This window comes from Rhodoglobus sp., from assembly GCF_053580035.1.
In genome coordinates, this window is sequence record NZ_JBMDVL010000001.1 from 1,648,179 (window position 1) to 1,674,837 (window position 26,659).

Annotated in this window: 23 protein-coding genes; 9 read left to right on the forward strand and 14 right to left on the reverse strand. The window is 61.0% G+C overall.

The annotated features are described in order from the left end of the window. The first annotated feature begins 33 nt into the window (after positions 1-33). The gene (locus ACOH1Z_RS08115) at positions 34-3,504 is read left to right on the forward strand and encodes a bifunctional proline dehydrogenase/L-glutamate gamma-semialdehyde dehydrogenase (RefSeq protein WP_449647932.1); all 3,471 of its coding nucleotides are present in this window, start codon (positions 34-36) and stop codon (positions 3,502-3,504) included. Between the two features lie 53 nt (positions 3,505-3,557). Further along, on the forward strand, positions 3,558-4,370 hold the full coding sequence (locus ACOH1Z_RS08120; protein ID WP_449647933.1) for an aldo/keto reductase: 813 nt from the start codon (positions 3,558-3,560) through the stop codon (positions 4,368-4,370). Here ACOH1Z_RS08120 and ACOH1Z_RS08125 read toward each other — a convergent pair. Continuing rightward, entirely contained in the window at positions 4,367-5,074 is a 708-nt protein-coding gene (locus ACOH1Z_RS08125; protein ID WP_449647934.1) for an ABC transporter ATP-binding protein, read from the reverse strand. The two genes, ACOH1Z_RS08120 and ACOH1Z_RS08125, sit on opposite strands and share 4 nt — an antisense overlap. Further along, on the reverse strand, positions 5,071-6,144 hold the full coding sequence (locus ACOH1Z_RS08130) for an ABC transporter permease (RefSeq protein WP_449647935.1): 1,074 nt from the start codon (positions 6,142-6,144) through the stop codon (positions 5,071-5,073). Before ACOH1Z_RS08130 ends, ACOH1Z_RS08125 begins: the two co-directional genes overlap by 4 nt. A 162-nt stretch (positions 6,145-6,306) precedes the next feature. Between ACOH1Z_RS08130 and ACOH1Z_RS08135 the strand changes: the two genes are divergently transcribed. Then, on the forward strand, positions 6,307-7,596 hold the full coding sequence (locus tag ACOH1Z_RS08135; protein WP_449647936.1) for a sensor histidine kinase: 1,290 nt from the start codon (positions 6,307-6,309) through the stop codon (positions 7,594-7,596). Further along, a complete protein-coding gene (locus tag ACOH1Z_RS08140; protein ID WP_449647937.1) occupies positions 7,593-8,213 on the forward strand; it encodes a response regulator transcription factor in 621 nt (206 codons plus the stop codon). Before ACOH1Z_RS08135 ends, ACOH1Z_RS08140 begins: the two co-directional genes overlap by 4 nt. A gap of 41 nt (positions 8,214-8,254) precedes the next feature. Here the strand turns inward: ACOH1Z_RS08140 and ACOH1Z_RS08145 are convergent, their stop codons facing one another. The 4 genes from ACOH1Z_RS08145 to ACOH1Z_RS08160 form a co-directional block, all read right to left on the reverse strand. Continuing rightward, a complete protein-coding gene (locus ACOH1Z_RS08145) occupies positions 8,255-8,650 on the reverse strand; it encodes a GntR family transcriptional regulator (RefSeq protein ID WP_449647938.1) in 396 nt (131 codons plus the stop codon). Between the two features lie 65 nt (positions 8,651-8,715). Next, positions 8,716-9,027 (reverse strand): hypothetical protein, encoded by a 312-nt coding sequence (locus ACOH1Z_RS08150; RefSeq protein WP_449647939.1) that lies wholly within the window; start codon positions 9,025-9,027, stop codon positions 8,716-8,718. Between the two features lie 128 nt (positions 9,028-9,155). Continuing rightward, positions 9,156-10,040, reverse strand: coding sequence for an ABC transporter permease (locus tag ACOH1Z_RS08155; protein ID WP_449647940.1), 885 nt, complete (start codon positions 10,038-10,040; stop codon positions 9,156-9,158). Beyond that, positions 10,037-10,948 (reverse strand): ATP-binding cassette domain-containing protein, encoded by a 912-nt coding sequence (locus ACOH1Z_RS08160; protein WP_449647941.1) that lies wholly within the window; start codon positions 10,946-10,948, stop codon positions 10,037-10,039. The genes ACOH1Z_RS08155 and ACOH1Z_RS08160 overlap by 4 nt, the downstream gene beginning before the upstream one ends. 147 nt (positions 10,949-11,095) lie before the next feature. Here ACOH1Z_RS08160 and ACOH1Z_RS08165 point away from each other — a divergent pair, with 147 nt between their 5' ends. Then, a complete protein-coding gene (locus ACOH1Z_RS08165; protein WP_449647942.1) occupies positions 11,096-12,202 on the forward strand; it encodes a hypothetical protein in 1,107 nt (368 codons plus the stop codon). Positions 12,203-12,215: 13 nt separating this feature from the next. Here the strand turns inward: ACOH1Z_RS08165 and ACOH1Z_RS08170 are convergent, their stop codons facing one another. Beyond that, the gene (locus ACOH1Z_RS08170; RefSeq protein ID WP_449647943.1) at positions 12,216-13,844 is read right to left on the reverse strand and encodes a LuxR C-terminal-related transcriptional regulator; all 1,629 of its coding nucleotides are present in this window, start codon (positions 13,842-13,844) and stop codon (positions 12,216-12,218) included. An 84-nt stretch (positions 13,845-13,928) separates the two neighbouring features. Beyond that, entirely contained in the window at positions 13,929-14,153 is a 225-nt protein-coding gene (locus ACOH1Z_RS08175; protein ID WP_449647944.1) for a tautomerase family protein, read from the reverse strand. Positions 14,154-14,522: 369 nt separating this feature from the next. Here ACOH1Z_RS08175 and ACOH1Z_RS08180 point away from each other — a divergent pair, with 369 nt between their 5' ends. The 4 genes from ACOH1Z_RS08180 to ACOH1Z_RS08195 all read left to right on the forward strand — a co-directional run bounded on the left by ACOH1Z_RS08180 (position 14,523) and on the right by ACOH1Z_RS08195 (position 18,002). After that, on the forward strand, positions 14,523-15,284 hold the full coding sequence (locus ACOH1Z_RS08180) for a 3-oxoacid CoA-transferase subunit A (protein ID WP_449647945.1): 762 nt from the start codon (positions 14,523-14,525) through the stop codon (positions 15,282-15,284). Next, positions 15,281-15,943, forward strand: a complete 663-nt coding sequence (locus ACOH1Z_RS08185; protein ID WP_449647946.1) for a 3-oxoacid CoA-transferase subunit B — start codon at positions 15,281-15,283, stop codon at positions 15,941-15,943. Before ACOH1Z_RS08180 ends, ACOH1Z_RS08185 begins: the two co-directional genes overlap by 4 nt. A gap of 17 nt (positions 15,944-15,960) precedes the next feature. Then, a complete protein-coding gene (locus ACOH1Z_RS08190; protein WP_449647947.1) occupies positions 15,961-17,127 on the forward strand; it encodes a thiolase family protein in 1,167 nt (388 codons plus the stop codon). 68 nt (positions 17,128-17,195) lie between these two features. Next, entirely contained in the window at positions 17,196-18,002 is an 807-nt protein-coding gene (locus ACOH1Z_RS08195; protein ID WP_449647948.1) for an IclR family transcriptional regulator domain-containing protein, read from the forward strand. A 19-nt stretch (positions 18,003-18,021) separates the two neighbouring features. Here the strand turns inward: ACOH1Z_RS08195 and ACOH1Z_RS08200 are convergent, their stop codons facing one another. The 6 genes from ACOH1Z_RS08200 to ACOH1Z_RS08225 form a co-directional block, all read right to left on the reverse strand. Further along, positions 18,022-19,275, reverse strand: a complete 1,254-nt coding sequence (locus ACOH1Z_RS08200) for an MFS transporter (RefSeq protein ID WP_449647949.1) — start codon at positions 19,273-19,275, stop codon at positions 18,022-18,024. Between the two features lie 32 nt (positions 19,276-19,307). After that, on the reverse strand, positions 19,308-20,354 hold the full coding sequence (locus ACOH1Z_RS08205) for an ABC transporter ATP-binding protein (RefSeq protein WP_449647950.1): 1,047 nt from the start codon (positions 20,352-20,354) through the stop codon (positions 19,308-19,310). Next, positions 20,351-21,958: an ABC transporter permease gene (locus ACOH1Z_RS08210; protein ID WP_449647951.1), complete on the reverse strand. Its 1,608-nt coding sequence runs from the start codon at positions 21,956-21,958 to the stop codon at positions 20,351-20,353. The genes ACOH1Z_RS08205 and ACOH1Z_RS08210 overlap by 4 nt, the downstream gene beginning before the upstream one ends. A 2-nt stretch (positions 21,959-21,960) precedes the next feature. After that, positions 21,961-22,977: an extracellular solute-binding protein gene (locus tag ACOH1Z_RS08215; RefSeq protein WP_449647952.1), complete on the reverse strand. Its 1,017-nt coding sequence runs from the start codon at positions 22,975-22,977 to the stop codon at positions 21,961-21,963. Between the two features lie 23 nt (positions 22,978-23,000). Next, complete coding sequence (locus tag ACOH1Z_RS08220; protein WP_449647953.1) at positions 23,001-26,198, reverse strand: WD40/YVTN/BNR-like repeat-containing protein; 3,198 nt, start codon at positions 26,196-26,198, stop codon at positions 23,001-23,003. A gap of 89 nt (positions 26,199-26,287) precedes the next feature. Continuing rightward, positions 26,288-26,659 carry a TIGR03618 family F420-dependent PPOX class oxidoreductase gene (locus ACOH1Z_RS08225; RefSeq protein ID WP_449647954.1) on the reverse strand — a complete coding sequence of 124 codons (372 nt, stop codon included), beginning with the start codon at positions 26,657-26,659 and terminating at the stop codon, positions 26,288-26,290.

The following is a 26,659-nucleotide window of genomic DNA, read 5'->3' on the forward strand; positions in this document are numbered from 1 at the left end:
CACAACCCCGTTCGGAGGCCTATTCTCGTGAGCATGTCAACTCATACCGACAACCTTGATGCTTCACACCAGCAGATCGCCGACCAAACGGTAGCCACCGTTCGTCGCTGGCTGGCTGAAAGTGAAGAGTTTCCCACCGATGCGAGTGCCACGCGCCTCGCCGGTGTACTGAAAGACCCGAACGGACTCGAGTTCACTCTTGGCTTCATTGACACCGTTGTGCGTCCCGAAGATTTGCGAGTCGCTGGCCGCAACCTTGAGCGCCTCACCCACATCATTCCGGCCTTCTTGCCGTGGTACCTCCGCTTCGCCATCCTCGTCGGTGGTGGCTTCGCGCCACTTCTGCCGTGGATCATCGTTCCGATTGCGCGTCGCGTCCTCCGCGGCATGGTCGGTCACCTCATCATCGATGCAACCCCAGCCAAGCTCGACAAAGCCCTCGTTCACCTTCGCCGCGAGGGTGTGAACCTGAACCTCAACCTGCTCGGTGAAGCCGTGCTCGGTGATGACGAAGCAGACAACCGTCTCGCCGGCACCCGTGCCCTCTTGAACCGGGATGACGTTGACTACGTCTCCATCAAGGTGTCGTCGGTTGTGTCGCAGCTTTCCATGTGGGCCTTCGATGAGACTGTCGACCGTGTTGTTGACCGCCTCACCCCGCTCTACCTGCTCGCGCTGCGCTCGCCGCAGAAGAAGTTCATCAACCTCGACATGGAAGAGTTCAAAGACCTCGACCTCACCATCGCGGTCTTCGAGAAGCTTCTCGACCAGCCGGAACTGCTCGAACTCGAAGCCGGTATCGTTCTTCAGGCTTACCTACCAGACGCGCTTGACGCGATCAAGGAACTCACCGCCTGGTCAACGGCTCGTCGCGCTCGCGGCGGCGCCAACATCAAGGTGCGCGTCGTTAAGGGCGCCAACCTCGCCATGGAGCACGTCGACGCGGTAACTCACCACTGGCCGATGGCTACCTGGGGCACCAAGCAAGACAGTGACACCCACTACAAGCGCGTGCTTGATTGGGCATTCACCCCCGAGCACATCGACGCTGTTCGTATCGGAGTTGCCGGCCACAACCTCTTCGACATCGCGTTCGCCTGGCACCTCGCTCAAGAGCGCGGCGTCACCGAGGGCATTGAGTTCGAGATGCTCCTCGGAATGGCTACCGGTCAGGCCGAAGCAGTCAGGAAGGATGTCGGCAGCCTGCTGCTGTACACGCCCGTTGTTCAGCCGAGCGAGTTCGACTCGGCCATCAGCTACCTCGTGCGCCGCCTCGAAGAGAACGCCAGCACCGAGAACTTCATGTCTGGACTGTTCGAGCTTTCCAGCAACGAACACATCTTCGTGCGCGAGCAAGACCGTTTCTTGGCTTCGCTCGCTAACCTCAACACGCCAGCCCAGACCACCAATCGCGTGCAGAACCGCTCCACGCCTGCTGCGATCATCGGCGACCGTCCCTTCAACAACGTCGCAGATACTGACCCCGCCATTGGCGAAAACCGCACGTGGGGTCGCGCGATCTTGGCGCGCAGCGGCGACTCCCAGCTCGGCGTTGACACCGTCACGGCCGGCGCTGTCAGCACTCCCGAGCAGATGAAGAGCATCCTCGATTCCGTCACCGCTGCCGGAGCGAACTGGGGCGGCATGCCCGCCGCTGAGCGCGCCGCGATCCTGCACCGCGCCGGCGACGCGATCGAAGCCTCGCGTGCCCGCCTCATCGAGGTCATGGCCAACGAAGCAGGCAAGACCATTGCAGAAGGTGACGTAGAGGTCAGCGAAGCGATTGACTTCGCGCACTACTACGCCGAGCGCTCTCTCGACCTTGAAGCGATCGACGACGCCACGTTCGTGCCGTCGAAACTCATCGTCGTTACTCCGCCGTGGAACTTCCCGGTTGCCATTCCCGCCGGCAGCGTGCTTTCAGCACTCGCCTCGGGCAGTGGCGTCATCATCAAGCCAGCGAAGCTTTCGCAGCGCAGCGCCGCAGTAATGGTCGAAGCGCTGTGGGAAGCGGGCGTGCCGCGTGAAGTGCTCGCCTTCGTCGATCTGAAGGATCGTGAACTCGGTCGCATCATGATTGCCGACCCCGCGGTCGACCGCGTCATCCTGACGGGGGCGTGGGAAACTGCCGCAATGTTCCGTTCCTGGCGCAACGACTTGCCGATCCTCGCAGAGACGAGCGGCAAGAACGCGATCATCGTGACGCCGAGCGCAGACCTCGACCTCGCCGTCGCCGACGTGACCAAGAGTGCCTTTGGACACGCCGGACAAAAGTGCTCGGCCGCATCCCTCGTCATCTTGGTTGGCTCAGTCGGCCGGAGCGAACGTTTCGAGCGTCAGCTGGTCGACTCGGTGCGCACTCTGCGTGTTGGCCTCCCTCAGGATCCCCTCACCATGATGGGTCCGATCGTTGAGCCTGCTCAGGGCAAGTTGCTTAACGCCCTCACCACTCTTGCTCCCGGCGAGAGCTGGCTCGTGAAGCCACGTCAGCTTGATGACGAAGGCAAGCAGTGGACTCCCGGAGTTCGCACCGGCGTTGTCTCTGGCAGCGAGTTTCACATGACCGAATACTTCGGACCCGTTCTCGGCGTCATGCGCGCCAAGAACCTCACCGAAGCAATCGCGATGCAGAACGCCGTGGACTACGGTCTGACTGCGGGCATCCACTCGCTCGACCCCACAGAGGTTGCTCGCTGGCTCGATGAAGTTCAGGCCGGAAACGCCTACGTCAACCGTGGAATCACCGGCGCCATTGTTCGTCGCCAGCCCTTCGGTGGGTGGAAGCGTTCTGCCGTTGGCTGCCACGCCAAGGCTGGCGGACCCAACTACCTGATGACACTCGGGCAGTGGAAGGCCGTCGAACAGCCTGCCGCTCGCGATATTCAGGTTCGTGGGCTCAGCGACCAGGTGTCTTCGGTAATCAAGAAGGCCCAGTCGGGAATGGACTTCGCCGAGTTCGACCGTGTTCGCCGTGCCGCCGAGAGCGACCAGCGAGCCTGGGAAACAGAGTTCGGTATTAGCCGTGACGTCTCGGACCTCGGCGTGGAGCGCAACGTGTTCCGTTACCGTCCGGTGCCCGTCACCGTTCGCCTGTCTGAGGGTGAGCCCATGGGACACCTCGTGCGGATGATTGCCGGTGCTGCTCGTGTTGGCTCAACCATTCACATCAGCTCGGCTGTTCCGTTGCCGTCCCTGCTCGCCGAATCGTTCGAGTCGGCAAACGCTACAGTGCTGGTCGCCGATGTCGTTGTCGAGTCGGATGCCCGCTGGAACGAACGCGCAGCGAATGGCGAGCTCAACACCAACCGGGTGCGCCTCATCGGCGGTTCAGCTGTCGATCTTGCTGAAGCCGTTGACGGAAACCCCGACATGGCGGTGTGGTCGGGACCGGTCACCACATCCGGTCGCGTCGAACTGTTGATCTTCCTGCAGGAGCAGTCGCTGTCAATCACCGCCCACCGCTTCGGAAACCCCGACCCGGCCATGGCAGCACTCGAGGTCTAACTCGCTCTAGCGAGTACCGCCGAAATGTGACGGCCGTCGTTTAGCCTAAGAGGATGATTCCCTCGATAGCGCTCAACGACGGCCACAGCATTCCCCAGCTCGGCCTTGGTACCTGGCCACTCAGCGATGCTGAGGTAGCTATTGTCGTACCGACAGCGATCGAACTCGGCTACCGCCATATCGACACCGCGGTGCGCTACGGCAACGAAGTGGGCGTTGGTGAGGGCATCCGTCGCAGTGGTGTTGACCGCGATGAACTCTTTATTACGACCAAGCTCGATGGCGATTTTCAGGGCGATGACCTCGCGATCGATGGGCTGCGTGGCAGCCTCGAACGCCTCGATCTGGAGTATGTTGACCTGCTGCTGATCCACTGGCCACGACCAGAACTCGATAAGTTTCTTTCCACCTGGCGCACATTCGAGCAGCTGCAAGCCGACGGCTTTGTGCGCTCCATCGGTGTCTCGAACTTCAAACCAGCGCACCTTGATGTGCTGGCGGATGCCGGAACCACCGTTCCTGCTGTCAACCAGGTTGACCTGTCGCCGACCAACGCTCGCCTAGCCGAGCGCGCCTATCACGACTCTCGCGGAATCGTCACGGAAGCGTGGAGCCCCATCAAGGGAGTGCTCGACCAGCCGGTATTGCTCGAAATTGCCCAGAAGCATGAGCGCTCAGTGGCGCAGATCTCGCTGCGCTGGCACCTGCAGAACGGTCTTGTAGCGATCCCCAAGTCGGCCAACCCCGAAAGGCTGGCCGACAACATTGCGATCTTCGACTTCGAACTCGACTCTCGCGATCTCGAAGCCATTGCGGCGATCGATGTTCCCGGGTCAGGCGTCGATTCCGATGAGGTCGGGCACTAGCCGGCGGCAACCAAGGTTTCGGCGCGCACCGTGCTGAGAGCGCCATCCACCATATTCACGACGGCGTGCATCCGCGGCAGGTGAACCAGATCGTGGGTGACGAGCAGCGTTGACGTGTTGCGTTCATCGGTGAGGCGCAGAATCAGTTCGATGATGCTTGCGCCACGCTCCTGATCGAGAGCACTCGTTGGTTCATCTACGAGGAGAACCTTGGGGTCATTCATGAGCGCTCGCGCGATGTTGATGCGCTGGCGCTGACCGCCCGAAAGTTGGTGGGGACGCTTGTGCGCCTGATCGGCGAGGCCAACAGCATCCAATAGCTCAGCGGCATGCTCTTTCACAGCAGCGCGCTGTCGGCGGCTACGGGGAGCACCTAACTCGTTCATGACCGCGAGCTGTTCGCGCGCCGTCAACGATGGCAGCAGGTTCGGCTGCTGAAAAACGATACCGATAGCGTCGCGACGCAGCACTGTTGCTTCAGTGGGGGACAATTGCGCGGCATCCACGTCATCAATGAGCACGCGACCGGAATCGGGCCTGATGAGGGTAGCGGCCACGGCGAGCAGGCTCGACTTGCCCGAACCGCTCGGCCCGGTGATGCCGGTGACGGTGCCGGGGCGTGCGGTGAGATTGACATGGTTGACCGCGGTGATGCGACCGTCTCCATCGGGAAAGCTCAGTGTGACGTCATCAAGGTGGATCATCGGGTGCTCCCTAGGGCAGTGAGGGGGTCGGCGGTGGTGACGGAACGTAGAGCAAAAGCGGCACCCGCAAGGCCGAGGGTGATCATGACAATCCCCGGCAGCACGGTAGTGAAGGGGTTCAGGATGAACGGCAGAGCGTTACCCAGGAGAGCCCCGAGCAGTGCTGTCACACCGATGCCGATGCCGACACCGATGAGCAGTACGACGAGCGCTTGGCCCAGGGCATCTCGGACGAGGGACGGCGTAGAGGCGCCGAGCGCTTTGAGTACGGCAATATCGGCTTGGCGCTGCATCGTCCAGACGGTGAAAAACGCACCAATTACGAGGGCGGAGATACCAAACAGCATCGCGACCATGAGGAGGAGAGATCCGATTTCTGAGCGAAATGAACCGACCGCGGTCAGTGAAAGTAGCGCACTGTTGCTGATGGTGTCTGCTTCAGCATTCACGGCATCCCAATCGGTATCGCCCGTGACGGCGATGGTTGTGGCGTAGGCGTCGGGGTTTCCCGTGGCAGCGGAGTAGGCCTGCCAGTCACTCAGGGTCACTTGTGCGACAGGAGTGTGGCTGTACCACCAGTTGCCGCTGACCGTCTCGACCGTGTAGTCGATGCCTGCGATGGTGACGGTGTCGCCGCTCGTGACAGCAAGCGTTGTCGCGGCATCCTCGGACAGCCCGATGGTGCCGTCCCTAGTGGGAGCGGTGTCATCAAAGCCCGCGACCACACCAAAGAGGGCGATGGACGCACTGGAGTTGGCTGACTCGGCTTTCGTCTGAGTGACACCGATCGGGTTCGCAGACTCAACGCCTGGCGCGGAAGCCCACGTGCGCACTTGCTGCTCCGTGATCGCAGAATCAGAAAAACTCGCTTCGGACTCACCCTTGCTGCTCGGTGGCGAGAACACGAGCTGGTCGGCCGGAATTGATAACACCGCTGACACGTTTTGGGCAGCCAGACCGCCCGTCAGCCCGCTGAGGAAGCCGACTAGCAAAGTGATGAGGGCGACGACAGTGCCGATGAGCACGAATCGTCCGCGAGCAAAGCGCAGATCGCGCCAGGCAACAAACATGGGAATCCTTTCGGCGTCGAGCGAATTCGACAGTTACCAGATTCCTCGTTCCTCGCCGTGGGGGCATCGGCCGCAAGAACGCAGTTTCACCAGCAAAGGACGGCACAAAAAATCACCCTTTTGATGGATGGGAGTGACCGTTGCCGAGAGTAGGGTCGAACAATGAGCCACACCGCGTTGACCCCGGTTTTTATCGGGTTGCGCACCAGTTTGCACATCCTTTTTGCGGCGCTGACCGCGGTCGTGATCGTGCGTGCCCTGGTTAGCAACAACCCCAACAGCGGCATCGTCATAGCGCTAGCCGCTCTCATGATCGTGACCTATGTCTTCGGCGGTGTGCTGGCCAAACGCACCATGACGACGCCATCAACGACTCGCTCGCTGAGCGGCTACCTTTGGTTGCTTGTCTTCTCCGGCGAATGGCTCGTTCTGGTCTGGTTGATTCCAGATGCCGCCTATCTGGTGTTTCCTCTCTTCTTCCTTTACCTCCACCTTCTCCCGCGTGGTTGGCGAACCCTGGCCGTGTTGACCTCTACCGGGCTCGCGATCGTGGCGCTCGGACTGCATTCGGGGTGGACAATCGGCGGAGTTGTCGGACCCCTTGTTGGTGCCGGCGTCGCGATAGTGATTGGCCTTGGCTACAAGTCATTGGCAACCGAAGCGGCGGAACGAGAGCTACTGATGAAGCAACTCCTCGAGACGCGCGACCAGTTGGCGCAGACCGAGCACGAAGCGGGAGTGCTTGCGGAACGAGCACGACTCGCGCGCGAAATTCATGACACCGTGGCGCAAGGACTGTCGAGCATCCAGATGTTGCTGCATGCGGCAGAACGCGCTGACCCGGATGCTGCAGGTCGTGAGCATGTGCGGCTTGCCCGCGAGACGGCGGCTACGAATCTCACCGACACCCGTCGGTTCATTCGTGAGTTGGCTCCGAGTGCGCTCATTGAGCAGGGCCTGGGGGCAGCATTGCGCCGCCTTGCCGCCACTCAGTGGCAGAGTTCGGATCGTGAGGTGCGAGTTCGGGTAGCTGATGCGCTTGATCTTCCGATGCCTATGCAGACAGCGCTGTTGCGTATCGCACAGGGGGCGATGGCTAACGTGGTTCAACATTCTGGGGCAACCCAGGCGACGATCTCGATTGCTCGGGATGCCGACGGCGTGACTTTAGTCGTGGCAGACAACGGGCGTGGTTTTGACTCCACCGCAGTCGCTGGAGAGACCGCGGCAGGTTTCTCTGATTCCTTCGGGTTGACCGCCACGCGCGAGCGCGTTGAGCAGCTCGACGGCACGCTGACTATCGATTCTGCGCCGGGAAAAGGAACGACAATGACGGTAGAACTAGCGCTGGAGGATGTTGCGAACGCTGTCGGGAGTGTCGATCCGAGTGCTTCTAGCGCGAGTGCGAGCGCTGCCGAGAGTGTCGTCGATGCTGCAGAGGCAACCTCGTGATTCGTCTGGTCATCGCGGATGACCACCCCGTGGTGCGGGCGGGGCTGAGAGCGTTGCTCGACCATGAGGAGGATCTCATGGTGGTTGCTGAAGCGGCGACGCCCGCTGAAGCCTTCGCGTTGGTGCAATCTGAGGTGCCCAATGTTGTCTTGATGGATTTGCAGTTCGGCACGGCCGAGACGGGTGCGGATGTCACGCGTCGCATCCGAGCGTTGGAAGCTGCGCCCTATGTACTGGTGCTCACCAACTACGACACCGATGGTGACATTTTGAGCGCGGTGGAGGCGGGTGCCAGTGGCTACTTGCTGAAGGATGCCCCACCTGCCGAGCTCGTTGCAGCCGTGCGCGCCGCCGCCGCGGGGGAAAGCGCGTTGGCGCCGGTGATTGCTGGTCGACTTCTTGATCGGATGCGAGCACCCCAGATCAGTCTCAGTAGGCGAGAAATCGAGGTGTTAGGGATGGTTGCCGAAGGTAAGTCGAATGCGCTGATTGCTTCGGAATTGTTTGTGTCGAACACGACGGTGAAGTCGCACTTGGCTCACATCTTTTCGAAACTGACTGTCTCGTCGCGCACCGCTGCGGTTTCGCAGGCACGCGAGTTGGGGATTTTGCGCTAAAGAAGAGCGCAGCCGCCGAGGTTAGGCACTGCAGCCAGCGGCTAGAGGGAGAGTGCGGTGGAAACGAAGCGTTGGGCTTCTTCTGCGCTGATACCGAGTTCGGCGGCGCGGTCGGCGTATGCTTTCGCATCGAGTTGGAGCAGCGCTGCAGCATCACCGGGGCGTGCCTTCACGACGGTGCCGTTTCGGCCACGGGAGAGCAGGAAGCCGTCTGCTTCAAGTTCGCGATAGGCGCGAGCAACAGTGTTGGGTGCAATGCCGAGGTCGCTGGCCAGTTGACGAACAGTGGCAAGTTTGGTGCCGGCAAGGAGTTCGCCGCTGGCGATCTGAGCGATGGCCTGTGCTTTGATCTGCTCAAAGGGCGGAACGGATGCCGAGGTATCAATCTCGAAGGTGACGGGACTTTCGGTCGGTGTGCGACGCCACGATTCAGCCATGGTTGATTCTCTCACACGCTGTTTTGGGCGGGCTCGCGCCAGTCAGATCGCTCTAATCGACCGTCTCAGTTCTCGGTGGGGGCGATATTCATTCCGAGTTCGTTCACTGGCGAATTGTCGACGGGAACAGGCGGGTGCTCAACAGGGCAGTTGAGAATTGTGTTCGGCGTTGAATGATCAATGAAGTGTTCCGACATCGGCTGTCCACACACAGGACACAGCGCGTCACTAACTTGCTGAATGACGTTGTCGTATGGCCCCAGACCGGGAGTGCCGAGAATCGGCAACAGTTTGAGGTTGAGCCAATCGATGAATCCGACGTAGCCTCGACGGCCAGACGTCTCATCCTTGCCTTTCGTGTGCTCGTATTCGTTCATGACTTCAGATTAGCCACGCGCGTCAGCCACCGTAAGGGGGGAGTGGCGACAGCTGTGCTGTCGCCACTCTGCCGTGTTGTGGTTATGAGTGAACCCGCGGCTTCTGTGCGCTGTTGGCGCTCGGGAGGCTAGGCGTCGCGGCTCTTGGTGAGTGTGGCGGCCGCAATGTTCAGCACGACAACCCACGTGAGCAGCACGAGGAAGCCCTGGGTGGGGTCGAGGGTGAGTACGTCGTCGGCGATGCCTCCGAGCGGCGGACCTCCAGCAGCGGAGTCGCTACCGATGGCATACATTTGGCTGCCAGCGGAAGACGGCAGGAGAGCCGAGAGGTTGTAGATCCACGTGGCTTGAGCGACGCTCGAGAGAATCGCGAGCACGGTCGGAACCACAAGAATCAGCCCGAGCGCGGTAGCAATACCACCGGCGCTGTTGCGCAGAATGGCACCGAACGCAAACGCCAACAGGGCGATGAGAGTCAGGTAGCCGGCGCCGCCGACGAGTGCTCGCATCACTTCGCCATCCAGAAGCTGTCCTTCAACGCCCTTGCTCGCGAGTATCGGCGCGGTCACGAGTGCCGTGAGGACGATTGATACGAGGCCGACCACGAAAGTGGCTACCGCAAGCACTAACGCTTTCGCAAAGAGGGCTGGCAATCTTTTGGGTACCGCCGCAAAGGTGGAACGAATCATCCCTGTCGTGTACTCGCCGCTAATAATGAGCACACCGAGTACGGCGGCGACAAGCTGCGTGAAGTTCACGCCAAGCGTTGCCACCATCACCGTGAACGATTTCTGCGTTTCGGCGTCAAGGGCTCGGCCTGCTGAGGTGTCGAGAGTGGCTGTCATGAGCAGGCCAAAGCCGACCGTGAGCAGTACGAAGATCACAAACGACCACTGGGTCGAGCGAAGCGTGCGCAGCTTGATCCATTCGGAGCGCACAACGCGGGGGAAAGTCAGTTTCGTCGCGCGGTTGGCTGTGGGAGCCGGTGCGGTCTCGAGGGCGGTGCTGGTCATCGGGAAACCTCCGAGTGGTATTCGACGTCATCTTGTGTGAGCTCTAGGTAGGCGTCTTCAAGCGATGCAGAGAGCGGTGTGAGTTCATGAAGCACGATGCCTGCCTGTGCTGCAGCCTCACCGATCTGAGCGGATGCCAGACCGGCGATAGTCAGAAGGTCACCTTCGACGCTGGTGACGGTAACGTCACTGCCCGCGAGTCGATTGGCGAGTTCCGTGGCCTGTGGTGTGCGAACCCGCACCGCGGTTCCAGTTGCGAGCGCCAAAATCTCGCCAACGGGAGCATCCGCAATGATGCGGCCGCGCCCGAGCACGATGAGGTGGTCTGCGGTGAGGGACATCTCGCTCATCAGGTGCGAGGAGAGGAAGATTGTGCGACCCTCTGAGGCGAGGTGCCTCGTGAGTTTGCGCACCCACATCACACCTTCGGGGTCGAGACCATTGACAGGTTCATCGAGGATGAGTGTTTGGGGGTCGCCGAGGAGCGCGGCGGCAATTCCGAGGCGCTGGCCCATGCCGAGCGAGAACCCTCCGACACGTTTCTTGGCAACGGATTCGAGGCCGGTCATCGCGATGACTTCATGCACTCGCGCTTTACCGATTCCGTGGGTGGCAGCCATGGCAAGGAGGTGGTTGTAGGCGGTGCGGCCGGTGTGGATTGCCTTCGCGTCGAGGAGGGCTCCGACTTCGTGCATCGGGTTGTGGTGTTCGGCGTACCGTTTTCCATTCACGGTAACGGTGCCAGAATCAGGGCGGTCAAGCCCGATGATCGTGCGCATAGTGGTGGACTTGCCTGCGCCATTGGGGCCGAGGAAACCGGTAACGAGACCGGGACGGATGGTCGCGGTGATGTTGTCGACGGCGGTTTTGGCACCGTACCTTTTGGTCAAACCTTGAATTTCAATCATGTCTTCCAGTGTAGAAGCCCCGTCGCTTGGCGGCGTCCCCCGAGCGGATGAGGTTGTGCGCTGGGGGTAGTCCTGGGGGACTACTGGCATGCGTGCGGTTCTGCGACTTCTCTTCACTTTGGGGCATCCGCAACTTAGCCTGATCCCATGCCTCTGGATGCTCGCACTCTACTTTCGGGACCACGCGGCCGTCGCTTGTGTCTTGCCGCTGCCATGCCCGAGCGGCTTCTGGCGATTCCGGAAGTCGCGGAGCTGTGGAGTGTGCTGGTCTATGCTGCGCATCATCTGGAAACTGCACGGGGTCAGGGCGGAACGATTTTCGGTTGGAACATTCCTGACCCCCTTCCCGAACCCTCTGCGGAGGAAGTCGCAGTAGCGCTCGAAAACATTCCGTTGTCGTTGCTTGGCGTCGCGGATCTTCTCGACGCTATCGCTGTTTGTGTAGACAGTGCGCGCTACTGGCAAGAGCCCGATGGTACCGATGAACTGTTGCTGGATTTCCGCCTCGATCACGCTCTCGAACGCATCGCGGATCATGTTGTCGCGTTGCCGTCAATCGAATGGTGGAGCGGGCCCATGGCCGCCGAGCAGTGGGCGGTCAAATTTCAGGACCCCCGCTTTCAGATGCCTGGGGCGCCGCCTGCAGCGGAGACTCTTCGCTTGTGGTCTGCCGCAATGGATGAAAACGAGCAGACGGCGGTTCGGGAACGCCCGACAGATCCCGCCGCCAATTTTTCAGGCGACTGGTGGTCGAGGCCACCGTTCGGACTCAGCGCGACGACGCGGGCGCTACCAGAGCTGGGCCCGGTCGGTCTCTGGTTGATCGAAGATCGCTCTGACGATGGACTGGTGAATAGCCATCCCGTGCCCGTCGAAGGCACTCCGCGCGTGTGTGAAATTGTTTCGGCAGAGTCTTGGGCCGAGCTTTGCCGGCGATACCCGCGCGAGGTCACCGCTACCCGGCGCCACGACTGGTACCGCGCCACCGGCCGAAACGGTAAATGGATGATGCCTGATTGGTCGCGAGTGGCCCACGATTTCGATGCGGTGCACCTTTCCCTCGCTGCCTACCTTTCTGCCGCTGGCGTCGCTATCCCGCTCGACGACGGCTTCGCGAGTGTCATCGCCGGGTGGAACCCCGACGAAACGTACTGGTTTACCGATGTTGTGACGCATCCGGTCTCTGATGCCACTTGGATGCGAGAGGTCCAAACGCGGCGGTGGCGACGGCACGCGACTAATTCGGGAGTGTGACAACTGGGGCCGACTAGAGCATCCCGGAGTGAATAGCGTAGGAGGCCGCACCGGTGCGCGAGGTCTGGTCGAGCTTGGTGAGGATGTTGGCAACGTGCCGGTGCACGGTGTGCTCACTGAGCACGAGTTCCGTAGCGATTTCGGGGTTGCTCAGTCCTCGCGAAACCAACCGGAGTACTTCGAGTTCTCTGGCAGAGAGCAGTTTATCGGTTGGTTCACCGGACGCTTCACCAGCGACAGCGGCGAGTTGTCGCGCTTGGGTGAGATCGTCGAACGCCGATAGTTCGGAAAGTACTTCTGTAGCGATGGCGAGGTGACGTTGGGCCGCGGCCGGGTCGCCTGTCGTGAGGAGCACCTTCGCGAGCGCGAGGCGAGTATGGGCTTCGTCGAAGCGAAGTCCGGCAGCATTGAATCGTCGCACCGCCTCGATCAGTAGCGGGACTGCGGCGACCGGTGGGGCAAGAGCGGCAGCGGCAGCAGCTGCGGATGCCATGAGGGAGTCGGTTCCTGTCAGTTCAGCAGTATGGCGAAGTTCGTTCGCGAAGAGTTGCGCCTGCTCGGTCTTGGCGGCAGCGTGAGCAATGATGACGGCGAGATAAAGAACGTCGGCGCGAACAATGCGACTGTTGTGCGGCAGCCAATCCAGAAGCCCCCGGATAGCAGTCCAAGCGCTCGCGGTATCGCCGCTGGCTAAACGTAGCTGGGCGATGCCGGTGATCGCGAGGGGATGAAATTCGGCTTGCGCAAAGAGGGCTTCGGCTTCATCGAAACGACCTTGGCGGCGGCGGAGTTCTCCCAACTGCACAACAGCCTCAAGTCGTGAAGTGCGTTGAGACGATGAGAGCCGTTCCATGACGCCGACGAGTTCGTCTTCGGCTTCGCGCCACGATCCGCGGGCTACCTGAACGGAAGCGTATTGGATGCGGCACACAGTGAAGAGGGGAGCGAGATCGCGTTCAACACAGATCGCTTCCACGCGGCGACACCAGTCAGCGGCACGCGTCACATCCTTATTTTGGTTGCAGGCGGCGATCAACCAACAGCACACTTTCCCCATCCACATGGGGTCGACCACGTCGCCCGATGTCGCTGCGGCCACCGCGGCATCCAATTTGGCCATTCCGCCCTCGAGATCTCCGGCGCTGGTCATCGCTACGCCCTGGAGGGCCATGCCGACCACGTCAAGGTCGCCAACGTCGAGTCGCCGTGCGATGTCGGATGCTCGCACTGCTGAAGCCAATGCGCGGTCGGGGTCATGGCCGACTTCCATCGCCAGTTCTGCTTCACGCACCGCATGCCAACCATGTTCTGGGGACTCGTCGAGCCCCTCAAGGAGTGACTCGGCCCGCGTCCACCATCCGAGCGCTACCGCATCGCCGTGCCCGAACAGCAACGAGTCCCATGCCAGACTGGTGGCGGTGCGTGCTGCCCCGAGTGAATCGCCGAGCTCGCGGTGGCGTCGGTAGGCAGATTCGCGTGATCCGACACAGGTTTCACCATCGTCGAGCCACCAGGCGGCTTGCGCCAATCCCTCATAGGCAAGAGGGTCGCGAGTTTCCTTTGTGACAGCGAGAAATTCGGTTCGTGCGACTTGCCACGAACCGGCAGCTAATGCTTCGCGTGCCGACGTAAGGGACGTCATCTCCTCATTATGGTCCTTCGCTCGCCGGCCAGTCGGGCCCGGGCCCGTGTCCGTGCCCGATCTGGCCCGGCGAGTTTGGGTGACTCAGGCGTTCACGCCAGCGGCTAGCGCTTTCACATCTGCCGTAGAAAGCGGGTTGCCGGCAATGCCCCAGCTGCCGCTGCGCACCTCTTCGACAACGCACCACGTAACGGGGCGCATGTTCTCGCCCTCGATTCCCACCATGGCGTCGGTAAGCGTCCGAATCATTTCTTGTTTCTGCTCGTCGCTGAAGACGTTCTCAATGACTTTGACTTGGATGAATGGCATCTCAATCTCCTCGTATCTCGGCCCCACGCTGTGTGGGACTTCTCCATCAACTGTCGTCTTCTGAGGGTTGCTGCGCGTCGGCAAGACAGGCCATTTGTGGTCGTCGGGCTTGTGGCCCGATCGGGTCATGGCTTCGCGGGCATCGTGCTGCGTCTCTGACACCCACTCGGGCGAAGCCAAGTGATGACCGACGTGTCGAGGTGAGTGCGGGAGAAGAGTACGAAGCAACTGCGTGGAGTCTCGGGAGCGTAAATGCTTTGCGTCTTCAACTGGTGACGTGCCATACTATGTTCGCGTAGAGAAACTTCCTTCGTTCTACGAAATATAAGAAAAGCGGGCGACACCGTCAGTCGCGTGCAGGGAGATTCCATGATCAACAAGGTTGTTCCGAACCTGTCGGATGCTGTTTCAGGCATAGAAGACGGGGCAACAGTGATGATTGGGGGCTTTGGCAATGCTGGTCAGCCTCAGGAGTTGATTGACGCGCTCATCGCTCGTGGTGCGACCGATCTCACAGTGGTGAGCAACAATGCGGGAAACGGGGACGGCGGACTCGCGGCCTTGCTCGCGGCCGGTCGAGTGCGAAAAATCGTGTGTTCCTTTCCTCGCCAGTCGGACTCATGGATTTTCGACGGACTCTACCGTGAGGGAAAGATTGAACTCGAGCTGGTGCCGCAAGGAAATCTTGCCGAACGCATCCGCGCGGCAGGCGCAGGAATTGGTGCATTCTTCACCCCGTCCGGCGTTGGTACTCAACTTGCCGAAGGTAAAGAAACCCGCGAAATAGACGGACGAACCTATTTACTTGATTACCCTATCCGTGCAGATTTCGCGTTGATTAGTGCGCTCAAAGCAGACCGCTGGGGCAACGTGGTGTACCGGCAGACGGCCCGCAATTTTGGGCCAATCATGGCTACGGCAGCGACAACGAGCATTGTGCAAGTAGATGAGGTCGTTCCGCTCGGCGCGCTCGCTCCAGAGAGCATTGTGACTCCGAGCATTTACGTCAAGCGGGTTGTGGTGGTCGGTGAGCGTCGCTGGCTGCACTACAACGACTTCGTTGGTGGCGTCGACCTAGAAGGGCGTCCTCTCGACGGTATCGCCGGATTCGCGATGGGAGGAGAGAAATGAGCATCACGCTAAGCCGCACAGAGCTTGCAGAAAAGATCGCCAAAGCAATCCCTGAGGGCTCGATCGTGAACCTCGGAATCGGCGCGCCCACTCTCGTCGCGAACTATCTGCCTGTCGAGCTCGAAATCATTCTTCACACTGAGAACGGAATGCTCGGAATGGGTCCGGCGCCCGAGGAAGGGCGAGTCGATCCCGACCTCATAAACGCGGGAAAACAGGCTGTTACCGCTCTGGACGGAGCGGCCTATTTTCATCAGGCCGACTCCTTTGCCATGATGCGCGGCGGGCATCTCGACGTCTGCGTGCTTGGAGCATTTCAAGTGTCGGAGAGAGGTGATCTTGCAAACTGGTCAACCGGTGCGCCGGGTGCCATCCCCGCTGTTGGCGGAGCGATGGATCTCGCGATCGGTGCCAAAGAGGTTTACGTAATGACCGACCTGCTCACCAAGCACGATGAGTCGAAGCTCGTCGCTGCGTGCAGCTACCCGCTGACCGGTGTTGGTTGTGTGTCGCGGGTGTACACCGACTACGCGGTATTCGACATCACCCCTGAGGGGTTTGCGGTGCGGGAATTGTATGGTGACAGCACCATGGAACTTCTCGCCAATCTCACTGGGCTAGAGCTCATTGACGCGACAACGACCCCTGCCACCGACTAAGCAAAGAGACACTCATCATGACTGGTAGCTACATTTACGACGCGGTCCGCACCCCGTTCGCGCGTCACGGTAAAGCCTTTGCCGACGTGCGGCCGGATGATCTTGCCGCTGTCGTCATGAAGGCTGCGGTTCACCGCACTGACATTGACCCTGCGCGCGTCGATGACGTCATTTTTGGGGATGCCAACCAGGCCGGGGAAGACAACCGCAATGTTGCGCGGTTTGGTGCGCTCCTTGCAGGATTCCCCAGCTCGGTTCCCGGAGTGACCGTCAACCGGCTGTGCGGCTCCGCCGTGGAATCGGTGATTCAGGGGAGCCGAGCGATCGAAGCCGGTGACGCCAACATCGTGCTCGCTGGTGGGGTTGAGTCAATGAGCCGCGCACCGTTCATCGTAGAAAAGTCGTCCCGCGCCTTCCCCGTGGCCAACCAGACGGTCTGGAACTCGTCGATTGGGTGGCGCATGGTCAATCCGGAATTACCCGACGAGTGGACAATTTCGAATGGGCAAAGCGCTGAAAAGTTGGCTCGGATGCACAATCTCAGTCGTACGCAGCAGGATGAGTTCGCCACCCGCAGCCACCGCCTGGCGGCCAAAGCGTGGGCTGCCGGACACTACGATGCAGAAATCGTTCACGTACCCGGCCACGAACTGATGCGCGATGAGGGGATCCGCGACGACACGACGGTGGAAACCCTCGCCACTCTTCGTCCGGCATTCGCTCAGGATGGCACAGTGACAGCAGGCAACTCATCCTCACTGAATGATGGCGCATCCGCGGTGCTTCTGGGTGCAGAAGGTGCACTCGATATCGAACCACTTGCCCGAATAGCCGGGCGCGGCGTCGCGGGCAATGACCCAGACGTGTTCGGAATCGCCCCTGTCGAGGCCGCGAACCGAGCACTCGCGCGCGCAGGACGCACTTGGGCTGATGTCGATATCGTCGAACTGAACGAGGCCTTCGCCTCCCAATCGTTGGCCTGTATTGCGCTCTGGCCCGAGCTCGATCCCGAACGAGTCAATATCCACGGCGGTGCCATCGCTATGGGGCACCCGCTCGGTGCATCCGGTGGTCGCATCATCGGCCACGCGGCACACGAACTCAAGCGACGCGGCGGTGGAGTGGCTGTCGTTGCTATCTGCATCGGTGTCGGACAAGGATTGGCAGTCGTTCTCGAACGCTAACGGGTCGCGATGAACCTCGAGGTTCCGACCGGCGCGAGGTTCCTCGGTAGAGTTCTGGAGGAGGCGCGATGAAGGACACCGAAATAAGCACGACGTCAGACGCGGATGCACCTGCAGAAGACTTCGTCCAGTCTCTCGCGCGCGGAATCGCCGTGCTTCGTGTGTTCGACGCAGACAATGCGCAGCAGACTCTGAGTGAAGTCGCCCGTAATGCTGGCATTCCTGCCGCCGCGGCGCGTCGGTTTCTTCGCACCCTCGAATCTCTCGGCTATGTGCGTAGTTCGGGACGTCAATTCGCGCTCACTCCTAAGGTTCTTGAAATCGGGTTCGGCTACCTTTCATCGCTGTCGCTTCACGATGTAGTGCAGCCCCACCTCGAATCCCTCTCGCGTGCCACCAAAGAATCTGCTTCCGTTGCGGTGCTTCTCGACGAAGAGATCGTGTACGTTGCTCGTGTTCCCACACGCCACATCATGAACGTCCGCATCACCATCGGCACTCGCTTTCCGGCCTTCGCCACAAGCATGGGGCGCGTACTCCTATCCGGGCTGCCTGCGATCGAGCGAAAGCAACTGCTTGCCAGAGCAACAATGCCTGCCCTCACGCCAACCACTATCACCGATGCCCGGCTGCTTGAGGCCGAAATCGAGCGAGTCAACGCTCAAGGATGGTCGATCGTCGATGGCGAGCTTGAGGCCGGGTTGCTCTCGGTTGCCGTCCCCATCCGCGATGGCGTCGGAACCGTCACCGCCGCGCTCAACATTTCGACGAGCGCTACCAGAGACTCGGTAGAGTACCTGCGTTCGCACCACCTGCCGCTTGTGCTCGCGACCGCGGATGACATCCAGCGCGATCTGCTCCGTCTCTCACTCTGAGCCGATATAGCCTGCGCGCTCAGCGACGCTCAAGCTGGTCTTCGACAAATACAGGTTTGCGCAGCAAGAAACCGCCGACCGATGCAAGAACCGCAGAAGCGATCAGCATGATGAAAACAGCAACCCAGCCACCTGTCACTTCGCGTAGCACGCCGACCAAAAGCGGGCCGAGCGACGCAATGGTGTAACCAACGCCCTGCACAAATCCGCTCAGCGCAACCGAGCCCCGCATCGTCCGTGACCGGAGATTGATAAGGACCAAGCACACCGGGAATAGTAACGCTCCCAAGCCAATGAGCAACACCCAGAGGGCGGTGGCGAAGCCCGGCGCGAGGAGGAGGCCCAGATCGCCGACGATGAAGAACACGACACCCATCTGAACAAGAGGGCCGACGTTTGTGAGCCGGGCGGCCAACACCGGGATAAAAAGCGCCGCTGGCAATCCCATCGCGGCGTAGAGCGCGAGCAACGCTCCCGACTCGGCCGCCGTCGTGTCTGTTGTTTGAGCGAGGATGTCGGGCAACCAGGTGAGCACACCGTAGACGTTGAACGACGAGACGGCGAAAACGATTGCAATGGTCCAGGCCACGGGAGATTGCCAGATCGGGCGCCCGCGCAGGGGAAGTGCTTGGGGGAGTTCAGCGGTGTCGTTTGCCGACGTGTCTCGCTTCTCTCGGGAGCGCTGCACAAGAAGCGTCATCCAGGGAATCAGACTTGCGAACGCAAGGATCGACCAAATACCCAAAGACACACGCCAGTCGGTAGCGTGAGCCACGGGCACGGCAACGAGGGCAGGCACCGCAGCGCTCGCCGATGCCAACGTCGCGTAGAGCGCCGTCACCATGCCGATGCGGTCAGGGAAGTAACGCTTCACGAGGGGCGGCAGCAACACGTTGCCGATTCCCATTCCGATGAGTGCGAGAGCGCTGCCGACGAGCAGCATGGCATAGCCTCCGGCAGCGCCGCGGAGCAAGTGGCCAACAATCATGAAGCCAATCGCCAGGATCAAGAATCGTTCCAGCCCAAGGCGGCGCGCGATCGGGGCGCTGAAAATTGCGGATATTGCAAAGGCCATCGGCGGGATCATCCCCAACAGACCAAGCGCCACGTTGTCGAGCGGGATATCGACGGCGATCTCTCGCGTAATAGGAGAAATTGCCGAGACGGCCGTTCGCAGGTTGAGAGCGACAAGAAGGATGCCGCCAAGTGCGATGGTGCGCCCCGCCCAGAGCGGGAGGGGATGGGAGTGCGGCATAGCGTTACCTTCGGTCATGGTGGTGGAGGGTGTGTGGGGTGATCGCGCTGTCATACGGTGGCGACCGGACCCTGCACGCGGAATGACACGGTGTCGCCGACGGCCACGGGAACGTGCCCCGCAACGTGGGCAAGCAGGTGCATCCCGTCGTCGAGTTCGAGATTGAGAACGTGGTTAACGCCGTGAAAGCGCAATCCCACAATGCGAGCGGGACGAGCGTCGAGAGCTACGTCATCCGGTGAGCCGATCACGACAGCTTCTGGTCGCACAACAGCGAAAGACCCCGCCCTTTGCGACTGCTCCGACACGGCAACCTGACCGATCCGCGTGTTAACGAGACCCGGTGAGGCGTGAATCACTGGCACGAGAGTCGCGTCACCGACAAACTCTGCAACAAAGCGATCAGCAGGGTTCTGGTAAATCTGTTGCGGACTTCCGACTTGGTGGATGCGGCCCTCTGACATGACGATGACTTCGTCAGCGAGAGCGAAAGCTTCTTCCTGATCGTGAGTGACGAGCAGCGCTGTGGTGTTCGTGCGTTTGATGGCCCGGACCATGTCGTTGCGCACCCGTTCCCTCAAATGCGCATCGAGTTGGGAGAAAGGTTCATCGAGCAGGATGATGCGGGGGTTGGTGGCAAGGGTCCGAGCAAGCGACGCGCGCTGCTGCTGACCGCCGGAAACTTCGTGGGGCATATGGAGGCCGATATCGCTGAGGCCAACCAGTTCGAGAAGGCGGGCCGTCGTCGCTGCGCGTTCGCTGCGGGCGACGCCGTATCCGACGTTCTCGGCGATCGTGAGATGGGGAAATAGAACGTTGTCTTGAAAAACGAGCCCCACGCCGCGGCGCTCGGGAGGCACATGATGGCCGGGTGCCTGCACGACAGTGCCTGACAGGGCGACGACTCCAGCATCCGGTTGATCGAGTCCGGCAACGATGCGCAGCACCGTTGTTTTGCCGCAGCCGGATGGGCCGAGAATTGCGGTGAGCGTTCCCGGGCGCACCGTGATGTCCACGTCGTCAATGGCGAGTCTGTCGCCGAAGCGGCGAACAAGCCCCGTCGCGACGAGGGCTGGTGGTTCTTGCTGCTGTGTCATATCTGCTGCCTTACCCGCAATGTCGCCCGGTGGTGCGCGGCAACCAACGGAACGGAGAGCACGACGAGCAGGATTGCGGCGATGCTTCCCGTGGTGAGTTGGCCCTCTGTCACGGCACCCCAGACGCGGATCGCGAGGGTTTCGGTTCCGGTGGGGCGCAGCAGCAGGGTGGCAGGCAACTCTTGTGACACCAACACTGCCACCAGCAGAGCTCCGGTCATTGCCGCACGCCAGACGAGAGGAACTCCTACCCGCAAACCTGTTGACCACCTTCCGTAACCGAGTGTGCGAGACACTTCAAAAAGCCGCGGATCAATCTGACGCAGGGCAACTTGCTGTGCCCCGACGGCAATCGGTAAGAAGATGGCGACGTAAACGAGGATGAGCATCATCGTTGATTGGTACAGGATCGGCGGCAGCGCCAAGCTCACGACAAGAAACCCGAGCCCGATCGCGAGATGGGGGAGCGAGTGGGTGAACCATGGAAGAGTCTCGGCAATACGCCCGAGCCGGGACGCTCCGCGGTAGGAACTCAGCGCGATTGGAATCGCGAGCACCGTCGTCACTGCCGCCGCCGTGAGCGCCAGCAGCAGAGTGTTCGACGCTTCGGAGAGAATCGGCCCGGGTCGGACCCCCGCCATGATTCCCCGCACTGCCCAGAACCCCAGGGTGCCCAAGGGGGCCACCAAGCTGAGGAGCACCACGCTGCCGAGAACAGTGAAAGACGCTGCTTTCGTGACCCCAGACAGGCGGAGAGTGAGAGGGGGGCGACCGCGAGAGGCGACCGGCATCGGAACTCCGCTGAGGATCGCTTGCAACACGATGAACACCGCGGCCATCGAGATGAGCACTCCCGAGAGCGCGAAGGCAGGGGCAAGGTCGACGCCGCCGCGGAATTGCGAATAGACCGCGCGGGTGAAGGTGTCGTAGCGCAGCACCGATACCGCCCCGAAGTCTGACAGCGTATAGAGAGAAACGATGCAGGCGGCGGTCGCCAGTGGTGTGCGAAGCTGCGGAAGGATCACCCGAACGAAGACGCGCGCAGGCGAGTCGCCGACGAGCCGTGCGCTCTCCTCGAGAGCGGGATCGAGCCTATTGAGCGCTGTGACCACGAGCGCATGCACAATGGGCAAGCTCGAAATGGTGAGGCACAGTGCCGCGGCCGAGAGCCCCTGCGCCACGGGTGCCGCACCCCAACCGATGAGTGCTGAAAGCTGCGAGGCAAGCCCACCACCACCGCCCAAGCCCACGAACGCCAGCGCGAGAAGGTAGGCAGGCAGGGCGAGTGGCAGCATGACAAGAAACGAGAAGACACGTCGCCCCGGCAAGTTCGTGCGCGTCACTATGACCGCGGTGACCGTGCCAAGCACAACGGTGCACGCCGTCACAATCGCGATCAACAGCCCTGTTCCAGAGAGCAACTCCAGCAATCGGGCTGCGGGAATTCCACTTGCCGAGCCCGCCGTCAGGGCTTCAACTAGGAGAACTACCAACGGCGGAACGCACAGGACTGCGGCGATCGTCACGGCAAGGATGGCTACCCAAGGGATGTGTCGAGGCAACTGCCCCGCACCGTGAACAATGCCCTTCCGTTTCACCGCCATGCTCAAATAAGACCAGCTTGGGCGATGAGCGTCGTCGCCACAGTCAGGTTGTTTCCCACTTCATCAAGGTGCATACCGCGAATCAATTCGGCGTCGAGCGGGTTCTCTCCATCGAGGGTTCCGACTCCCGCGACGAGTGGGTACTCCTTCACGTTGTCGAGAAAATGCTGTTGCGAAGTATCGCGCAAGAGAAAGCGGATGAAGTCGAGCGCGGCCTCGCGATGAGTGCTGGATTCCAGCATCCCGATCGTGGTCGGCATGAGGACGTCGCCGGGGTCCCCGGCTTCAAAGGAACTGTTCGCGGCGTCGATTGAGCCGCGCTCAGCGGCCATTTGGAGCGCGTAGTAGTGATTGACGAGCCCGAGATCGAGGTCGCCAGCCGCGATCGCTTCGACAATCTCATGGTTGCCGCTAAACAGCACGGGATCGTTGGCGGCGACGCCCTCCAACCACGTCCGCGTAGTCTCTTCGCCTTCCGTCGCAATCATCGAAGCGACGAAGGAAACGAAGGAACTGTGTGTCGGAGCAAGCCCGACTCGACCAGACCAATCGGGGCCGGTCAGTTCGTTGATGGAACGGGGGAGTTCACTCTCGCTGAGAAAGGTCGGGTTGTAGGCCATCACACGGCGTCGGGCAGTGACCCCGACCCACTCGTCATTGGCCCCCGAGATCCCTTCGGGAACCCGGTCAAGGATGTCGGCGGGAAGGCTCGCGAGCATTCCTCCATCGACGAGCGCGCCAATATAGACCGGGTCTTGAGCGAAGAAGACATCTGCCGGAGAGGCGTCGCCCTCCTGCAGGATTGTCGTCGCCAGCTCACCCGTGCTGCCATAGCGCGCCTCGACACTGACCCCCGTCTCGGCTTCAAATGCTTCCACGAGCGGGCGCACGTGATCCTCATTGCGTCCCACATAGACAACAAGCGTCGACTCGCTGTCGGAGGAATCGCTCTGGGCAGCGGCCACACCGCAGCCGGTGAGCGCGAGCACCGCTGCAAGAGCGAGTGCTGTGCGCTTCACCTGCCGAGATTGCGTGAAGCTCGTCACAGAAGTGGCACGACGATGAATGGCACAGAATCACTCGCCCTTAAGGTCTTTTCAAGGCTCGGGATGCGGCTGTCGACAATCTCATCAAGCTCGCCAAGAACAACGGTGGCCTGGTCTGACAGCCGCCCCAGAACATCAAAAGTGCCCGGCGTCGGCGCGGTGTCCGAGAGCTCGATGACGATTTCTGGAAGCAGCTTGATTTTCTCGTCGAGACCAGCTGCCATTTTGAGTGCATCGTTGTGGTTCTTGAGATCGGGATTCGTGAGCACTCGCTCGATGCGATCGAGGTCGGCGACGAGAGAGTCGATCGAGCTGGTGAGCTCGGCCGACTCTTCAATGCGCGAACGCACCATAGTCAGCTGCTCCCGAACCGACCGCGACACGGCAACACCGGTAGTGATGCGTTGCAAAACGTCACGAATGCGAATCAGGATGTCGTACTGCAGACCGAGGTCGGCATCCGTGGCATCTCCGCGTGGGTCGCGAACAACGGTGATCGTCTGCGACGCGGAGTGTTCTCCGTCGCTGAGTTCTGCCGTGTAGCGGCCTGGAGCTACGCGGGGGCCTGGAGAGTAGAGACCGCGAACACCGTGCTCATTGGGGAGGCCCAGGGCTGGCTCTGTGCGCAGATCCCAGACGAATGAATTGATTCCAGACGAGACGGTGAGTACATCCTCGATCGGAATCTCTCGAGCATCATCCTTTTTCGAGCTAAAGGTGCGGAGCGTCTCGCCCGTGTCAGAGCGGATCGTCAAGGTGAGTTGAGGTGACGAGGCATCGGCAAGAGTCGCAGGCACGAAGTACTGCAGTTGGGTGCCGTTAGGAGGATTCTTTCCTCCATCGAGCCAGACCGAGACGACGCGTCCGTCAGGCTGACGCTCGCGCGTGAAGGTAGCTCCTCCCAAGGGGACCCCGGGGAAGCCACCCATCCAACTACCTTCTCCGGGCATATCGAAGCCGTCTGGAGTCGGGTAGCGGTGGGTTAGCGGTGGCTCGCACAGCACGAGGGAATCGGTGTCATTGATGCGCGCAGCCTCACGGAACGGGGCAACGTCATCCAGAATCCAGAAGCCACGACCGTGGGTGCACGCAATGAGTTCGTGATCGCGGATCTTGAGGTCGTAGATGGGGACCGACGGCATGTTGCCGCGTAGTTCTGCCCACGAGTCTCCGCTATCCGTCGAGAACCACACACGGCGTTCGGTGCCCATGAAGAGCAAGGATGCGACCTTCGGGTCTTCACGTACCGTGCGAACCCACTCGCCCTCGGGTAACCCCGTTGTGATCGGTTCCCACGTCTGGCCGAAGTCGCGCGTGCGGAAGAGGAACGGGCGCGAGTCTTGAACGCGGTATGCGTGAACAGCCACATAAGCGGTACCCGCGGTGTGCTGAGAAACCTCGATGCGTGCAATCGTTGCCCACTCGGGAAGGCCCGCTGGCGTGATTTCGTTCCACGAAGTCCCGCCGTCGCGGGAGAGCTGAACCAGTCCGTCGTCAGTGCCGACCCACAGTTCGCCGGGAGTGAGGGGCGATTCGGCGAAGGAATAGATTGTGCAATACACCTCGGCGCCGGTGCTATCTCCCGAGATGGGACCGCCGGTGGGAACCTGCTTGCTCGGATCGTTGCGCGTGAGGTCGGGGCTGATCTGTTCCCAATCGATCCCGCCGTTGGGCGACCGGAACACACGTTCGCCCGCGACGTAAAGAACACCGGGATTGTGGGGCGAAAATTCGATGGGATACGTCCACCCGAATCGATGCTTAGCCTCCGCAGCCCCGACTCCCATGAAGTATTCGGGCCAGACTGCCACATCGCGCGCTTGCTCTGTCACCTGATCGAAACGCAACAAAGGACCTGGATGACCGAATCCTGCACCGCCGAGCATGACGTAGCGCGGGTTCGACCGGTCGAGCGCGACGTCGCCGGCTTCCGCCTCGCCGAGTTCGAGAGAGTCCGCCCAGCGGATGGCGCCCTTCCACGAACGAGAGGGAACGCGGATGCCCGAGTTGTCCTGTTGCGTCGCATACAGGTCGAAGGGGAATCGGTGATCAACGTCGAAGCGGTAGAGCTGGGCCGTGGCCTGGTTGTACACGGTGGACCACGTCATCCCGGCATTGAACGAGACACATGCCCCGCCGTCGTTGCCGTTGATCATGCGGTTCACATCGTTCGGGTCGATCCACAGATCATGGTTGTCGCCGTGTGGGGTCTGTACCTGCTGGAAAGTTCGACCGCCGTCACGCGACCGCCAAGCCCACGTGTTCATACTCCAGAGCGTGTCAGCTTCAGTGGGGTGGGCGATGAGGTGGCTGTAGTACCAAGGGCGGCCTTGAACGGAGCGCTCAGTGGAGATGTGTTCCCAGCTCAGGCCGTAGTCGTCGGAGCGGTAGATTCCACCCTGGTCGTCTCGCGCTTCAACGAGTGCCCAGACGCGACCCTCTTTAGCCGGGCTAGTGACAACACCCATGCGGCCTAGCAAGCCAGTGGCGAATCCGGAGTTAGCGGAAACCTCCTGCCATGTGTCACCTCCGTCGATCGAGCGCCAGAGCCCGGAGTCTTCTCCACCAGAGACGATGTCCCACGGGTGCCGAACGGCTTCCCAAATTGACGCGAAGATGATGCGCGGATTATGGGCGTCGATGATGAGGTCAGCGGCGCCTGCCTTGTCAGAAACGTGCAGCACGTGCTCCCACGACCGCCCACCATCGGTGGTGCGGTAAACGCCACGCTCGGCGCTAGGGCCAAAGATATCGCCGGTCGCCGCGACGAAGGCAACATCGGGGTCGGTGGGGTTGACTCGTACTTTGGCAATGTGCTTGGTTGCTTCGAGGCCAAGGTGATCCCAGGTGCGACCGCCGTCGACAGTGCGGTACACACCGTCGCCGGGCACCACGTTGTTGCGAGCATAAGACTCCCCCGTGCCAACCCAGACAACGTTGGAGTTGGATTCGGCAACGGCGATCGCCCCGATAGAGGCGGTGGCCAATTGGCCGTCGGTCATCGGGCGCCAGTTTTGGCCAGCGTCATCCGTTCGCCACACTCCACCGGAGCACGCACCCATCCAAAAACGGCGGTAGTCGGTAAGGTCGCCAGATACGGCAACGACCCGGCCACCGCGGGCCGGGCCTACGTTGCGCCAGCGCTGGGGAACCTCACCGAGAGTGTTAGAAAGTTCCTGCGTGGATGGGCTCATCATTTCTCCTCATATCGTGATGTCGGTGCCTGATGAACGCGAAAATCTGGCACGCGTGAACGGGAACATCGACGTGCTCGGTTGCCGTTCTACAGCGGTTTGATCTTTAAGATTACGCGTTCTGATTTGATCTGTTCGGGCACGTATGGCCGGTTGAAATAGCGCCACGCGAGGGTGTCGGCATGCGCTCGCGGCTCATCGCCGTACACGAACTCCACTACGGTGCCGCGGACTTCGGCGTACTCATAAGGGTTGTCCTTGTTGATGATGAGCACAACGACTCGGGGGTCGCGCTTCACGTTTGCGTACTTCGCTCGATGAACCTCAGTGTTGATGATGATGTGCTCGTCATCACAGTCGACCCACATGACTTGGGCGCACGGCTGGCCATCTGCCTTGAGCGTGGTGAACGAGGCAAAGTTTGCGCCAGTGGCTAGTCCACGAGTTTTCTCGCTAAGCAT

Excerpts from the sequence above, each read along its gene's own strand:
- ACOH1Z_RS08200 (WP_449647949.1), bottom strand. The coding sequence starts at position 19,275 with ATGACCGAAGGTAACGCTATGCCGCACTCCCATCCCCTCCCGCTCTGG.
- ACOH1Z_RS08225 (WP_449647954.1), bottom strand. The coding sequence starts at position 26,659 with ATGCTTAGCGAGAAAACTCGTGGACTAGCCACTGGCGCAAACTTTGCC.
- ACOH1Z_RS08205 (WP_449647950.1), bottom strand. The coding sequence starts at position 20,354 with ATGACACAGCAGCAAGAACCACCAGCCCTCGTCGCGACGGGGCTTGTT.
- ACOH1Z_RS08160 (WP_449647941.1), bottom strand. The coding sequence starts at position 10,948 with ATGATTGAAATTCAAGGTTTGACCAAAAGGTACGGTGCCAAAACCGCC.
- ACOH1Z_RS08190 (WP_449647947.1), top strand. The coding sequence starts at position 15,961 with ATGACTGGTAGCTACATTTACGACGCGGTCCGCACCCCGTTCGCGCGT.
- ACOH1Z_RS08210 (WP_449647951.1), bottom strand. The coding sequence starts at position 21,958 with ATGGCGGTGAAACGGAAGGGCATTGTTCACGGTGCGGGGCAGTTGCCT.
- ACOH1Z_RS08115 (WP_449647932.1), top strand. The coding sequence starts at position 34 with ATGTCAACTCATACCGACAACCTTGATGCTTCACACCAGCAGATCGCC.
- ACOH1Z_RS08155 (WP_449647940.1), bottom strand. The coding sequence starts at position 10,040 with ATGACCAGCACCGCCCTCGAGACCGCACCGGCTCCCACAGCCAACCGC.
- ACOH1Z_RS08220 (WP_449647953.1), bottom strand. The coding sequence starts at position 26,198 with ATGAGCCCATCCACGCAGGAACTTTCTAACACTCTCGGTGAGGTTCCC.
- ACOH1Z_RS08130 (WP_449647935.1), bottom strand. The coding sequence starts at position 6,144 with ATGTTTGTTGCCTGGCGCGATCTGCGCTTTGCTCGCGGACGATTCGTG.
- ACOH1Z_RS08125 (WP_449647934.1), bottom strand. The coding sequence starts at position 5,074 with ATGATCCACCTTGATGACGTCACACTGAGCTTTCCCGATGGAGACGGT.
- ACOH1Z_RS08165 (WP_449647942.1), top strand. The coding sequence starts at position 11,096 with ATGCCTCTGGATGCTCGCACTCTACTTTCGGGACCACGCGGCCGTCGC.
- ACOH1Z_RS08135 (WP_449647936.1), top strand. The coding sequence starts at position 6,307 with ATGAGCCACACCGCGTTGACCCCGGTTTTTATCGGGTTGCGCACCAGT.
- ACOH1Z_RS08150 (WP_449647939.1), bottom strand. The coding sequence starts at position 9,027 with ATGAACGAATACGAGCACACGAAAGGCAAGGATGAGACGTCTGGCCGT.
- ACOH1Z_RS08185 (WP_449647946.1), top strand. The coding sequence starts at position 15,281 with ATGAGCATCACGCTAAGCCGCACAGAGCTTGCAGAAAAGATCGCCAAA.
- ACOH1Z_RS08145 (WP_449647938.1), bottom strand. The coding sequence starts at position 8,650 with ATGGCTGAATCGTGGCGTCGCACACCGACCGAAAGTCCCGTCACCTTC.
- ACOH1Z_RS08170 (WP_449647943.1), bottom strand. The coding sequence starts at position 13,844 with ATGACGTCCCTTACGTCGGCACGCGAAGCATTAGCTGCCGGTTCGTGG.
- ACOH1Z_RS08195 (WP_449647948.1), top strand. The coding sequence starts at position 17,196 with ATGAAGGACACCGAAATAAGCACGACGTCAGACGCGGATGCACCTGCA.
- ACOH1Z_RS08180 (WP_449647945.1), top strand. The coding sequence starts at position 14,523 with ATGATCAACAAGGTTGTTCCGAACCTGTCGGATGCTGTTTCAGGCATA.
- ACOH1Z_RS08175 (WP_449647944.1), bottom strand. The coding sequence starts at position 14,153 with ATGCCATTCATCCAAGTCAAAGTCATTGAGAACGTCTTCAGCGACGAG.
- ACOH1Z_RS08120 (WP_449647933.1), top strand. The coding sequence starts at position 3,558 with ATGATTCCCTCGATAGCGCTCAACGACGGCCACAGCATTCCCCAGCTC.